This window comes from Geotalea toluenoxydans JCM 15764, assembly GCF_001311985.1.
GTDB lineage: Bacteria > Desulfobacterota > Desulfuromonadia > Geobacterales > Geobacteraceae > Geotalea > Geotalea toluenoxydans.
Genome location: NZ_BBCJ01000008.1, coordinates 68,623 through 81,840, shown reverse-complemented (window position 1 = coordinate 81,840; position 13,218 = coordinate 68,623). Strand labels below are relative to the sequence as shown.

Here is a 13,218-nt window from a genome sequence, read left to right as displayed (position 1 = left end):
TAATCTGTCTTGGAGAGATCATGAAAATACTCGTTTTACATGGGCCAAACTTAAATATGCTAGGCACCAGGGAACCTGAGATATACGGTAGTCTGACACTTGACGATATAAACGCGGCACTAAGCCAGCTTGCCTTTGATCTTGGCATTGAGATCGAGTGCTTTCAAACAAATTCGGAAGGGAGACTGGTTGACCGGATTCAATCCGCTGCTGGCCTGTTCGATGGCATTCTTATTAACCCTGCCGCCTACACCCACACCAGCGTTGCTATCCGTGACGCTATTGCCGCAGCCGCACTGCCTGCAGTTGAGGTCCATCTCTCCAATATTCACAGCCGGGAAAAATTCAGAACAAAAAGCTATATAGCACCTATGGCCATAGGCCAGATATGTGGGTTTGGTGCTGACAGTTATCTGCTTGGGCTTCGCGCCATTTTTAATCACATTAAAAAATAGATTGTATTACGGTTTTGATTATGCTAAAAGACAGAATCTTTTCCGCGCAGCGGTATTTGAAGCGATTAGATGTTGATTTTCTTATCTTTTTCGGTCTGAGCACAATCAGATACCTCACCTGTTTTACCGGCAGTTCAGGTGTGCTGATTCTTGGACAAGAAGACTGCTGGTTCCTCACTGACTCCCGCTATACAACCCAGGCTTCCGCAGAAATCAGCGGCTGTAGCGTTATTGAATACCGCAGCCAGATTGAGGGAATTTCTTCTCTGGTCAAGGGCATTCCTGCCCGACAAATTGGCTTTGATGCAGAGCATACTACGGTCGCTCTTTTTAACGAGCTGTCTAAAGCATTGCCGGATGTACGGCTGGTTCCTGCAGGCAAAGAGGTTGAATGGCTGCGTGCGGTAAAAGATGCAGATGAAATAAATATCCTGGCAGCAAGTGCTGAAATTGCATCCAATGCACTGCTGGGAATGATCAACCGGATTAAGCCTGGGGTAACCGAGCATGAGATAGCCCTGGCCCTTGAATTTGCCATGAAGAATGCGGGTGCCGAAGAAAAGGCTTTTGATTTCATAGTGGCATCCGGGACCAGGGGGGCGTTGCCACACGGCAAAGCAAGCGACAAGATAATTGCTGCAGGTGAACTGGTCACAATCGATTTCGGCGCGGTATATAAAGGGTATTTTTCAGACGAGACAGTCACTTTTGCTGTGGGAAGGACTGACCCTCGCCAGGAGCAGATTTATTCCATAGTCAAGGATGCTCATGACCTGGCTATGGCGGCGGTTAAGCCGGGTATAACCTTCAAGGCGCTCGATGCACTGGCCCGAGATTACATTACCGAAGCAGGTTTCGGCAGTAACTTTGGTCATGGATTAGGACACGGCGTTGGTCTTGAAGTTCATGAGTCCCCCACAGTATCGTTTCGCAATGACGGTGTGGTAGAAGAAGGAATGGTATTTACCATCGAGCCCGGGATTTATATTCCAGGATGGGGTGGTGTCAGAATTGAAGACACCGTTGCCGTTACAGTCGACGGTTGTGATGTTTTGACCAAGGTGCCAAAAGTACTGCAGGTTGTATGAATTCGTTTTACATCTGATGTGACTATTCCAGAGATAAAGACAAAGGAGAAGAAGGCAATGGATATAAAGGATTTGAAAGTATTGGTCAAAATGGTAACAGAGACCGACATCACCGAATTTGAGCTGGAAAGTGCAGATGAAAAAATCAGGATAAAGCGTGGAGTGACTTCAGAGGTCATTCACTATCAGCACCCGTTGCTCAAGCCCAGTTTCCACCCATTCACCATCCAGCTCCTTCTGCACCCGGCGAGGTGACACCTGCGCCTGCTGCGGGAGCAGAAAAAGGTCAGAAAGTACCATCCCCATAGTGGGAACCTTCTATCGCGCACCTGCACCGGATGCCGCACCGTATGTTGAAGTGGGGCAGATAGTTGAAAAAGGCCAGGTTCTATGCATCGTCGAAGCAATGAAGCTTATGAATGAGATTGAGGCTGAGTTCCGTTGCAAAATTATCAAGATCTGCAAGGAAAATGCACAGCCTGTCGAGTTCGGAGAGTGCCTGTTTACAGTGGAGCCGCTGTAATTGCAGAATGTTTTTACCCCTCAAATGTCAATAATAATGGAGATCCTTTAGATGTTCCATAAAGTGCTCATTGCAAACCGTGGCGAAATCGCCCTTCGTATAATCAGGGCCTGTAAAGAGTTGGGAATCAAGACGGTTGCCGTTTTTTCCACTGCAGACAGCGAATCTTTGCATGTCAAGCTTGCCGATGAAAGTGTCTGCATCGGACCTGCACCAAGTATCCATAGTTATCTGAATATAAATGCCATAATCAGCGCCGCGGAATTGACCGATGCAGAAGCAATTCATCCGGGATACGGGTTTCTCTCGGAGAATGCTGCTTTTGCTGAAATCTGCGAAAAATGTGGTATAACCTTTATCGGCCCATCGTCTGAGAGCATGCGCCTGATGGGGGATAAGATCAGCGCAAGACAGGCCGTCATCAAGGAAGGGGTGCCCATTCTTCCCGGTACGAAGGAAGGGGTCAACGATGTTAACGAGGCGGTCAAAATTGCCAAGAAAATCGGTTTTCCGGTGATAATCAAGGCTACCGCAGGGGGGGGCGGCAGAGGAATGAAGATAGTCCATTCCCCGGCGGCACTGCCCAATGCCTTTGCTACAGCAAGGGCGGAAGCACAGGCCGGCTTCGGCAATCCCGAGGTTTACATCGAAAAATACTGCGAGAACCCGCGCCATGTGGAGATTCAAGTATTGGCCGACAAGCATGGCAATGTCATCCATCTCGGCGAGCGCGACTGCTCCATCCAACGCCGGCATCAGAAAATAATTGAAGAGGCCCCTTCAACCGTAAGCACTCCTGAGTTGAGAAAAATCATGGGCGACGCAGCCGTTCGAGCGGCAAAAGCCGTCGGTTACAACAGCGTCGGTACCATGGAGTTTCTTGTCGACAAGAACAATGATTTCTTTTTTATGGAAATGAATACCAGGGTTCAGGTGGAGCATCCCGTTACTGAAATGGTTACCGGCGTCGACATCGTGCGCGAGCAGATTCGTTCTGCTGCGGGCCACAAGCTTCGTTATAAGCAGAGTGATATCAAGATCAACGGCCATGCCATTGAGTGCAGGATCAACGCTGAAGATCCTGCCAAGTTTACTCCCTGTCCAGGGAAGATAACTTCTTATCATACCCCCGGTGGTCTTGGCGTCCGTGTCGATTCATTTGTATATGACCAATATTCCGTGCTGCCTCACTATGATTCACTGATAGCCAAACTGATAGTCCATGCCGAAACCAGGGAAGATGCCATTAAACGCATGGCAAGGGCCTTGATGAATACATCATCGAGGGGATTAAGACGACCATTCCCTTTCACAAGCGCATTATGGCAAACAAAGACTTCATAGAAGGGAACATAGATACAAGTTTCATCGAGAAGATGGTTCTGGAGTAATAATGGACTGCCCTGAAGAACTGAAATACAGCAAAGAACATCTGTGGGTCCGAGTTGAAGGTAACCGAGGAATCATCGGCATTACTGACTACGCCCAACAGGAACTTGGATCCATAACGGTTGTTGATCTTCCTGATGTTGGCGAAGAACTTGAACAGGATGACTCGTTCGGCTCGGTGGAAGCAAGAAAGACAGTTGCAGAACTATATGCGCCTATTAGCGGCACTGTCAAAGAGGTAAATTCCGAACTTCACGGCACTCCGGAAATGGTCAATGATGATCCCTATGACAGTGGCTGGCTGGTGGTTGTCGATATGGCAGATCCGGAGGAACTAAATCTGCTTATGTCCGCGGATGTTTACGAAGATCATCTTGCCGATAACTCCTGAAAATTTAACGCCTGATAACTTTTTTAAGGTGAGACGCTTTGTCTCACCTTTTTATTTTTATGTGTAAGAGGTTCAACAATGGAAATCAGAATAGGCGAAATAGAATATGCCAATTGTACTCCCATATTTACAGCCCTAAAGAAGAACTTCGACTGTAGTGGATATCATTTTGTCAGGGAAGTGCCTTCTGCGCTGAACGCCATGCTCTCCAAAGGGGAAGTGGATGTAAGTCCTTCATCATCCATAGAGTATGGAAAATCTTTTGAGAAGTATTGCCTTATGCCGCAGATATCAATCAGCTCCATCGGCGCAGTGAAAAGTGTCTTTCTCTTTTCGCGCATTCCCATTGAGAATCTGCATAAAAAGACTATCGGTCTTACAACCGAGTCCGATACCTCCGTTAACCTGCTAAAGATAATTTTGAAAAAGAAATATGGTCACGACAATGAATATCAAAGGACACCGCTTCCATTGAAGGAGGCGCTCCAGGCAAATGAGGGTTTGCTCCTTATCGGTGATGCGGCGTTGAAAGCGTCTCTTTCGGAACATCATTTCCATGTTTATGATCTGGGCCAGCAGTGGTATGAGTTTACCGGTCTACCCTTTGTCTTTGCGCTTTGGATTGTGAGGCGTGAGGCTGCTGCTCGGAAGCACACAGAGATGTTGCTTCTTCGGGACAATCTGCTCCTTGCCAAAAAGCTGGCCTATGATTCATATGATTCGATAGCCCTGGATAGTAGGGAGAGGGAATGGATGAGCGCGTCAGCGCTTGTGGACTACTGGAAGACGATCTCATACGACCTGACAGCAGATCATCTCAAGGGGCTGGAGACCTTTTACCGGTATGCTGCAGAAATGGAATTGATCCCGACCCAGCCTGAGATTTCACTGTTTTCCTGAATGAAACCTGTTTCTCTTCAGATATTACCCTGTGACTTCATGCGGCGATAGTCATCGAGAATCTGCCGGTGATCAAAACATAATTCTTGAGGAAGCTTCTCCAGCGGGAAGATGGTCAGCGCTGCTGCATCGTCGGCAGCCTTTGGAACGCCCTGGGCGGTGGCTGCATAGACTGTAGAGATAGTATGGGCACGTTTGTCCCTGCCGGGGTCGGAGTAGCATCCTAGCAGTCGCAGGTTGCTGATCTGCAAGGAGGTTTCTTCCTGTGCCTCCCGAACGGCAGCATCTTCCAACGACTCGCCATAGTCGACAAAGCCGCCTGGGATAGCCCATCCGTAAGGCTCGTTTTTTCGCTCGATCAGAATGATCCCTTCATTGATTTCAATGATGATATCAACGGTAGGGAAGGGGTTGCGGTAAGATCTGACCTTTTCACCACATTTTGGACAACCGAGATAGTCAAATGGCAAGGACTTCCTCCTTTCCAGGGAAATAAAAAAGGGAGGATGAACTCCTCCCTTTCCTGTACCACTGTTTGCGGTTGGTTACTTCTTCTTGCCACCGCCGGAAGCTTTCTTGGATGCCTTGAGCGGGTTCACCTTGGTTTCTTCGCTCTTTATCTCAACCTTCACATGAGTGGCAAAGTTGCACAAGCCGGCTGACCATTTCTTTTCGGGAGCGGGATAAGCGCTGCACACCTTGCCGATGCTGCTGTCAACAATCCTTTCACAACCCTCACAATTCTCAACCACAATCTGGCAAGAGCCTTCAGCAAATACACAACCCTGTTTCCCCCAAAAGGTACACTCGGCACCGGGAAGTACTGTTTGACACTGCATTGATATTCCTCCTGTTTCTTTTGCTTCGTGATCGTTCAGCAGCATTCACTCTAACAATTTTAAAAGAATAATGTCAACAGGAAAATCCCCTGCAAAAGTCTGTTCTCCTTGACTCCGCATAGCCTATATATTAACCTTGTGATGGGTTTTGTTGCGGTTAATTTTCAGGGTATTACAGTTTCGGATGGAAGCGAATGCAATTTATTTTACCTAAGGAGTAATGTTATGCAACGTATTAGTTTCGGTACATCCGGCTGGCGCGGAATCGTGTGCGACGATTTCATCTTTGAAAATGTCAAGGTGGTTACTCAGGCCATTGCCGATAACGTAATTGCTGCCGGGGAAAAGGAAAAAGGGGTAATAGTCGGCTACGATTCTCGTTTCATGGGTGAGCATTTTGCCAATGAAGCTGCTCGAGTCTTGACCGGTGCAGGGATAAGGACCTTTCTTTGTACCAGGGACACACCCACACCGGTAATTGCATTTGAAATACTGCGCCGCAAGGCGGCCGGCGCCATTAACTTTACTGCCAGCCACAACCCTCCTGAATATAATGGCATCAAGTTTTCTCCTTCCTGGGGAGGACCAGCTTTACCCGAAACAACGCGTGATATAGAACGGCGAGCCAACGAAATGCTGGGGGAGATCTGCTACAAGGAATGTGATCTTGATGATGCCAGGCGTGACGGCAAATTAGTGGAAATAGACCCACTGCAAACATACCTTGATGACCTGTCCACCAAGGTTGATTTTGCCGCCATTGCCCGATTGGGCAAAGTGGCGGTCAATCCGCTCTATGGTACCGGGCGTGGTTACCTTGCTGAACCGTTGCGTGCCCATGGTGTAGACGTTGTGGTGATAAATGAACATCGTGATCCATATTTTGGCGGTTTTCCTCCCGAACCATCAGAAAAATATATCCAGGATTTCATAAACCTTGTTAAAAGCGACCCCGAAATCAAACTGGGTATTGCCACGGATGGGGATGCGGACCGGTTCGGCATTGTTGACGAAGATGGTTCATTCATCGAGCCTAATTATGTAATAGCACTGCTCCTCGACTATCTGGTCAGGGTGAGGGGTCTTAAGGGAGGGGTTGCCAGGAGCGTCGCTACCTCCAGTCTTGTCGATGCTGTGGCGGCAAAACATGGTATTGAAGTCTTTGAAACTCCGGTAGGTTTCAAATACATCGGTGAGCTGATCAGCCGGGACAAGATTATCATTGGCGGCGAAGAGAGTGCCGGCCTGACCATAAAGGGTCATGTGCCGGAAAAGGATGGCATACTTGCCTGTCTGCTGGTGGCGGAAATGGTTGCCCGCGAGGGACAGCCGGTACGCACGCTCCTGGAAAGACTTTATGGGCAGGTGGGGCGCTTTGTTACCAAACGGGAGAATATCACCCTGGCCCCGGAGATCGAGGCTGTTTTCGCCGATAAATTGAAAGCAACCCCGGCTGTTATTGCCGGAGTAAAATTGAAGGAAACAGTGACCATTGACGGCACCAAGTTCCTCCTTGAAGACGGCAGCTGGCTCCTGTTCCGGAAATCGGGAACGGAACCAGTGGTGCGCCTCTATGCGGAAGCACCATCAGAAGAACGGCTCAAGGAACTTCTGGCTGCCGGTAGAAAATTAATACTTGAGTGAATTTGTAATATATTGTAAATATATGTATGTGCCAAAGGCGCAAAGGTAATTGCTGAAAGAGGTGCCTCATGCTTCTTTTACAAGCTTTGTGCCTTTGCCTTATATATGGTTGAGAAAAAGGAGGATGTATGTGGGACTATACAGAAAAGGTGAAAGACCATTTTCTGAATCCGAGAAACGTCGGTTCAATAGAGGATGCGGATGCTGTTGGTGAGGTTGGTAGTCTTGCCTGTGGCGATGCACTCAAGCTATTCCTCAAGCTGGATGAACAAAAGAAGCGCATTGTAGACGCCCGCTTTCAGACCTTCGGTTGCGGTAGCGCCATTGCCTCCTCTTCGGCTTTGACCGAGATGGTGAAAGGGAAAACCCTGGATGAAGCGTTGCAGATTTCCAATCAGGAGATAGCTGATTTTCTTGGTGGCCTGCCTGAAGAGAAGATGCATTGTTCGGTCATGGGACAGGAGGCTCTGGAGGTCGCCATAGCCAAGTATCGTGGCGTGGCTGTGCCGAAGCATGATCACGAGCATGGTGATGCAGATATGCAGGGGGAAATAGTCTGCAAGTGCTTTGGTCTGACCGACGTCTTCCTGAAAAAGGTTATTGCCTCAAACAAGCTGCATACCGCCGAGCAGGTCACCCATTTTACCAAGGCCGGTGGTGCCTGTGGCGGCTGTATTCCAAAAATCAAAGAGCTTATCGCCGAAGTTATGGGTGAAGAAAAGAAAGCTGAAGAAAAAAAACCGGGCAAGCTGACCAACATGCGCAAAATGCAGCTTATCCAGGAGACCCTGGAGAATGAGGTACGCCCGCAACTGTGGGCTGATGGCGGGGACCTGGAGCTGATCGACATAGACGGCGGCAAGGTGCAGATTGCTTTCCGCAAAGCCTGCGCCGGCTGTGCTTCTTCCGGATTTACGGCGAAATTCGTCGAGCAGAAACTTCGCGAACTGGTATCCGATGATATTACAGTGGAGGAGGTCCAGGGATGAAGGAAATTTATCTCGACAACAATGCCACAACAAAGGTGGATGAGGCTGTCTTTGAAGAGATGCGCCCCTATTTTTGCGAACTGTATGGCAACCCTAGTTCCATGCATTTTTTCGGTGGCCAGGTGCAAAAGAAGGTTGACGAGGCCCGGAACCGGGTTGCGGCTCTTTTGGGGGCACTCCCCGAAGAGATCATCTTTACCGCCTGCGGCACGGAGAGCGATAATGCCGCCATTCGGTCAGCCCTTGAGGTTTTTCCTGAGAAGCGGCATATCATCACCACCCGTGTGGAGCACCCCGCCGTCCTGACCCTGTGCCGCAACCTGACCAAAAAGGGATACCGGGTCACCGAGCTTAATGTGGACAATGCCGGCCGGCTGGATCTCAATGAACTTAAATCGGCCATTGATGATAATACTGCCATTGTTTCAGTGATGTATGCCAACAACGAAACCGGCGTCATCTTTCCTGTGGAAGAAGTTGCGGCCATTGCCAAGGAAAAAGGAGCACTCTTCCATACCGATGCGGTCCAGGCAGTGGGAAAAATCCCCCTCAACATGGCGGCTTCTTCCATCGACATGCTTTCCTGTCGGGGCACAAGTTGCATGCACCCAAGGGAATCGGCGTCCTTTACGTGCGCAAGGGCGTTCCTTTCAGGCCATTCATGGTCGGTGGACACCAGGAGAAAGGGCGCAGGGCGGGTACGGAAAGCACCTCATCCATAATAGCCCTTGGCAAGGCCTGCGAGTTGGCCACAAAATTCATGGAAGATGAGAATACAAGAGTGAAAGGGATGCGCGATCGGCTTGAAAGAGAGCTGATGGCCCTCATCCCCAGTGCCCGCGTTAACGGAGGGGCTGCCGACCGCTTCCCAACACGACCTCCATCGCCTTTGAGTTTGTAGAAGGAGAGGCTATCCTGCTGCTGTTGAGCGAAAAGGGCATCTGTGCTTCATCCGGCAGTGCCTGTACTTCAGGCTCACTGGAGCCATCCCATGTGCTTCGTGCCATGGGGGTGCCATTTACCTGTGCCCACGGCTCGATCAGGTTCTCCCTGTCTCGCTTTACAACCGATGGGGATATCGATGCCGTTATTCGCGAACTGCCCCCGGTCGTCAACCGTCTGCGTGAAATGTCTCCCTTCGGCAGAGAGTTTCTGCAGTCAAAATAGGAAAAGCTTCACCCCAAACAGTAAACAGAGCGCCCTGCCATTTATTTTTCATGGCGGGGCGTTTTTCTCTTTCAGGTGTTTTTAAGAATTCACCTGGTCCGGATCTTCTGGTGTTCACAGAGTGTTTGCTGTTGACTTGAACAGGCAGGTGCATTACAAAAACATTCGAAGACACATTGATGTGAATTGGAGCAGTGTATTTAAATGGGCTATCGAAATTTACAGGAGTGCGTCAAGGATCTGGAGGCGGGAGGAAAACTCCTCCGCATTAACCATGAGGTGGATGCCGAGCTTGAGGCGGGCGCCATCCAGCGCCGTGTTTATCAGGCCGATGGGCCGGCGTTATTGTTTACTAACGTACGCGGCTGCAGGTTTCCCATGCTGGGCAATCTCTTCGGTACCCTGGAGAGGACCAGGTATATTTTCAGGGATACCTTGAAGGACATGGAGCGCCTGGTAGCAATGAAAATAAACCCGAGGGCAGCGATCAAAGACCCCTTTGGATTTCTCGGTACCTTGCCGGCGGCTCTCCATCTGTTGCCGAAAAAAGTGTCGAGCGGACCAGTCATGGAAATGCAGACCACTATCGACCAACTGCCGCAGCTGAAATCATGGCCCGATGACGGAGGGGCTTTCATCACCTTGCCGCAGGTCTATTCGGAGAGTGCGGCAATGCCCGGCCTGCGCCATTCCAACCTGGGCATGTACCGGGTGCAGCTTTCCGGGGGCAAGTACCGCCCCAACGGGGAGATCGGCCTCCATTACCAGATTCACCGTGGTATCGGTGTTCACCATGCGGAAGCTCTGGAGCGCCGCCTGCCGTTCCGCGTCAATATCTTCGTCGGCGGTGCACCATCGATGACCGTGGCGGCGGTCATGCCCCTCCCTGAAGGGATGCCGGAAATATCCTTTGCCGGGTTGCTGGGAGGTCATAGACTGGAGATGGCCTGCAGGAATGGCCAACTACCCATTGCAGCAGAGGCCGATTTCTGCATTACCGGTATTGTCGATCCCGATCGAACCCTCCCGGAAGGACCATTCGGCGACCATTTGGGTTATTACAGCCTGGCCCATGATTTTCCCGTTGTCCGCGTCGAGAGAGTCTATCACCGCCGTGACGCCATCTGGCCTTTTACGACCGTTGGCAGGCCGCCCCAGGAAGATACCTCCTTCGGTGCTTTCATCCACGAGATCACCGGGCCACTCATCCCCACGGTCATTCCCGGTGTGCGGGCGGTTCATGCCGTCGATGCGGCAGGAGTGCATCCGCTTCTGCTGGCCTTGGGAAGCGAGCGCTATGTCCCCTATGCCGGAGAAAGGGAACCACAGGAACTGCTTACCATTGCCAACGCCATCCTGGGCCAGGGCCAGCTTTCCCTTGCCAAGTACCTTTTCATCGGTGCCCAAGAGGATAATCCGGCACTGGATATCCATGACATTCCCGCGTTCCTTCGGCATGTGCTGGAGAGGGTCGACTGGAGCGCGATCTCCATTTCCAGACCAGCACCACCATCGATACTCTGGATTATTCGGGAAGCGGCCTCAATTCCGGTTCCAAAGTGGTGATTGCTGCAGCAGGCAACAAACGGCGGGAGCTATCCTCGGTTTTACCAGGTGACTTTTCGCTGCCGAGCGGATTCGCTGAGCCACGTGTCTGCCTGCCTGGGATTCTGGCCATTCGCGGCCCCCGGTGCACCACTGGCCCCAATTGCCCGGATCCGGTTGTTGAGGATTTCTGTCGCCAGTTCGGTCAACGCCATCCTCTCACTTCCTTTCCCTTGGTGGTGATTGTCGATGACAGTGAATTCACCGCCAGAACCTTGAATAACGTTCTCTGGGTCACCTTTATCAAATCGAATCCCGCTTCTGATATATACGGCATCGGCGCATCCAACGTGAGCAAGCACTGGGGCTGCACCGGCCCACTGGTAATCGATGCCAGAACCAAGGAATACCATGCGCCACCACTGATCCCGGACCCGGCTATTGAAAGAAAGGTCGATGCTTTGGGCGCTCCGGGCGGTGTTCTCCATGGGATTATCTGAAATGAGCAGTAAAACGGGAACCGAAAAAAGTGGCTAAAGAGAGGCTGGATAAGATTCTGCTTGATCGGGGACTGGCGCCTTCACGGGAACGGGCCAAGGCGTTGATCATGGCCGGGCAGGTGGTGGTGGACGACCATCTGGCCGATAAGGCCGGACAAATGGTTGCCGTAGATGCGGAAATACGTCTGAAAGGGGAGGTACTTCCCTTTGTCAGCCGTGGTGGCTTAAAGCTGCAAAAGGCCCTCGATGAATTCGCCATAGACGTAACCGGCCTGGTTGTCATGGATGTTGGGGCATCTACCGGCGGTTTCACCGATTGCCTGCTCCAGCGCGGGGCAGCAAAGGTTATTGCCGTCGATGTGGGCTATGGTCAGCTGGCATGGAAGCTCCGCCAGGATGAACGGGTAATCAATCTGGAGAAGACCAACATCCGTTATCTGGAGCGGGATAAGTTGGGAGAGGTCCCCCAGATGGCAGTCATAGATGCCTCCTTCATCTCTCTTGACAAGGTGCTGCCGCCGGTACTTGATCTTATTTCGCCTTCTGCCGTTGTAGTAGCTCTCATCAAGCCACAGTTCGAAGTCGGGCGCGGTGAGGTGGGGAAGGGGGGAGTGGTGCGGGACGTAAAGAAGCACGCAGAGGTTATCTCTGCCATTACTGCCATGGCGCTGGATTTGAAGACGGAGGTCAAAGGCATTACCGAGTCTCCTATCCTTGGGCCGAAAGGAAACAGGGAATTTCTCATTTACCTGTCAAAGCCGAGCAGTGAATGAGTATCTCTTGAAAAACAGCCTTCAGCAGAGTATAAACGATTATTGAAATTCTTTCACAGTGAAAGGGGAGGACGGCATGACGGATTGTCTCTTCTGCAGAATGATTAAAGGGGAAATTCCGGTTAAGCCGGTCTTCGAGGACGACCAGCTTTTGGTGATCCAGGATATTGCTCCGGTTGCGCCGCAACATCTGCTTGTCATCCCTAAAAAGCATGTGGCCAATACCCTTGCCCTTCAACCGGAGGACGAAGCCTTGATAGGACATGTGTTTCGGGTCGCCGCAGCCATCGCCCGGGAAAGAGGCATTGCTGAGGACGGTTTCCGTATCGTCAACAACAATAATGCCGGAGCGGGTCAGTCGGTATTTCACATTCACTTTCACCTTCTCGGTGGGAGGCAGTTCAACTGGCCTCCCGGCTAACAACACAGATAGATTACATCAAGTGGAGGAATTGCATGAAAACCTTACTAGTATTTTCTCTTCTCCTTTTTGCTGTGCCGGCATTCGCCGTGACCTATGAATGGACTGATGAGAGAGGAACGGTCAATTTTACGGAAGATCTGGGCAATGTGCCTAAAAAGTACCGCAAGCGCGTAAAAATACTGGGGGCAGAAGAGGATTCTCAACCCCGGGTAATCGAGACAGACAATGGCGAAAAGGGAAAGACTACGGCGGAAGAGGGGCAGAGCAAGGTAAAGGAAGATGTTGCCGGAGCGGAAACCAAGAAGAAGCCTGCCGTTTATGGCGGTAAGAATGAAGCTGCCTGGAAGGCCGAATACGGAAAGCTTTCAGCTGATGTCAAGGCTGCAGAAGAACAACTGGATCACCTGAATGGGCGTCTGGGCGATACAACCAGGATGTCCCGTGCAGAGTACTTAGGCCTTCAGCATACGGTAAAGAACACGGAATCGAGACTTAACGACCTGAGAAAGAAGCTGGATGCCTTTAACGCATCTGCTGCAAAGGCTGGTGTGCCACCGAATGTGATGGAATAGCAGGTAAGACTGAAAAAGC

At 50.7% G+C, this 13,218-nt stretch carries 14 protein-coding genes and 2 pseudogenes; 14 read left to right on the top strand and 2 right to left on the bottom strand.

All coding sequences use genetic code 11. The features are described 5' to 3' along the window. The first annotated feature begins 20 nt into the window (after positions 1–20). The 7 genes from aroQ to JCM15764_RS06760 all read left to right on the top strand — a co-directional run bounded on the left by aroQ (position 21) and on the right by JCM15764_RS06760 (position 4,746). Positions 21–455 (top strand): type II 3-dehydroquinate dehydratase, encoded by a 435-nt coding sequence (gene aroQ, locus JCM15764_RS06785; RefSeq protein WP_054693889.1) that lies wholly within the window; start codon positions 21–23, stop codon positions 453–455. 20 nt (positions 456–475) lie between these two features. Beyond that, positions 476–1,543, top strand: coding sequence for a M24 family metallopeptidase (locus JCM15764_RS06780; RefSeq protein ID WP_054693886.1), 1,068 nt, complete (start codon positions 476–478; stop codon positions 1,541–1,543). 57 nt (positions 1,544–1,600) lie between these two features. After that, entirely contained in the window at positions 1,601–1,798 is a 198-nt protein-coding gene (locus JCM15764_RS22235; protein WP_243688507.1) for a hypothetical protein, read from the top strand. Continuing rightward, positions 1,728–2,066: an acetyl-CoA carboxylase biotin carboxyl carrier protein gene (accB, locus tag JCM15764_RS06775; RefSeq protein WP_243688526.1), complete on the top strand. Its 339-nt coding sequence runs from the start codon at positions 1,728–1,730 to the stop codon at positions 2,064–2,066. Before JCM15764_RS22235 ends, accB begins: the two co-directional genes overlap by 71 nt. 51 nt (positions 2,067–2,117) lie before the next feature. Next, on the top strand, positions 2,118–3,410 hold the full coding sequence (gene accC, locus JCM15764_RS06770; protein WP_369412271.1) for an acetyl-CoA carboxylase biotin carboxylase subunit: 1,293 nt from the start codon (positions 2,118–2,120) through the stop codon (positions 3,408–3,410). A gap of 49 nt (positions 3,411–3,459) precedes the next feature. Continuing rightward, positions 3,460–3,846: a glycine cleavage system protein GcvH gene (gene gcvH, locus JCM15764_RS06765; protein WP_054693883.1), complete on the top strand. Its 387-nt coding sequence runs from the start codon at positions 3,460–3,462 to the stop codon at positions 3,844–3,846. Between the two features lie 78 nt (positions 3,847–3,924). Further along, positions 3,925–4,746, top strand: coding sequence for a menaquinone biosynthetic enzyme MqnA/MqnD family protein (locus tag JCM15764_RS06760; RefSeq protein ID WP_054693880.1), 822 nt, complete (start codon positions 3,925–3,927; stop codon positions 4,744–4,746). 17 nt (positions 4,747–4,763) lie between these two features. On the opposite strand, the gene JCM15764_RS06755 is transcribed toward JCM15764_RS06760, so the two are convergent. Both JCM15764_RS06755 and JCM15764_RS06750 read right to left on the bottom strand, forming a co-directional pair. Continuing rightward, positions 4,764–5,216, bottom strand: coding sequence for an NUDIX domain-containing protein (locus tag JCM15764_RS06755; protein ID WP_054693876.1), 453 nt, complete (start codon positions 5,214–5,216; stop codon positions 4,764–4,766). A gap of 75 nt (positions 5,217–5,291) precedes the next feature. Next, positions 5,292–5,585, bottom strand: a complete 294-nt coding sequence (locus tag JCM15764_RS06750; RefSeq protein WP_012648123.1) for a PxxKW family cysteine-rich protein — start codon at positions 5,583–5,585, stop codon at positions 5,292–5,294. Between the two features lie 225 nt (positions 5,586–5,810). Between JCM15764_RS06750 and JCM15764_RS06745 the strand changes: the two genes are divergently transcribed. From JCM15764_RS06745 to JCM15764_RS06715, 7 genes and pseudogenes are all read left to right on the top strand, one after another. After that, on the top strand, positions 5,811–7,229 hold the full coding sequence (locus JCM15764_RS06745; protein ID WP_054693875.1) for a phosphoglucomutase/phosphomannomutase family protein: 1,419 nt from the start codon (positions 5,811–5,813) through the stop codon (positions 7,227–7,229). Between the two features lie 128 nt (positions 7,230–7,357). Further along, positions 7,358–8,218, top strand: coding sequence for a Fe-S cluster assembly protein NifU (gene nifU, locus JCM15764_RS06740; RefSeq protein ID WP_012648121.1), 861 nt, complete (start codon positions 7,358–7,360; stop codon positions 8,216–8,218). Continuing rightward, positions 8,215–9,385, top strand: a pseudogene (nifS, locus tag JCM15764_RS06735) (cysteine desulfurase NifS). The gene nifU and the pseudogene nifS overlap by 4 nt, the downstream one beginning before the upstream one ends. A 204-nt stretch (positions 9,386–9,589) precedes the next feature. Continuing rightward, positions 9,590–11,430 (top strand): annotated as a pseudogene (locus tag JCM15764_RS06730) (UbiD family decarboxylase). Between the two features lie 29 nt (positions 11,431–11,459). After that, positions 11,460–12,203 (top strand): TlyA family RNA methyltransferase, encoded by a 744-nt coding sequence (locus JCM15764_RS06725; protein WP_054693872.1) that lies wholly within the window; start codon positions 11,460–11,462, stop codon positions 12,201–12,203. A gap of 76 nt (positions 12,204–12,279) precedes the next feature. After that, complete coding sequence (locus tag JCM15764_RS06720) at positions 12,280–12,624, top strand: histidine triad nucleotide-binding protein (protein WP_054693869.1); 345 nt, start codon at positions 12,280–12,282, stop codon at positions 12,622–12,624. A 35-nt stretch (positions 12,625–12,659) separates the two neighbouring features. Next, positions 12,660–13,199 (top strand): DUF4124 domain-containing protein, encoded by a 540-nt coding sequence (locus JCM15764_RS06715; RefSeq protein ID WP_054693867.1) that lies wholly within the window; start codon positions 12,660–12,662, stop codon positions 13,197–13,199. Positions 13,200–13,218: the final 19 nt, after the last annotated feature.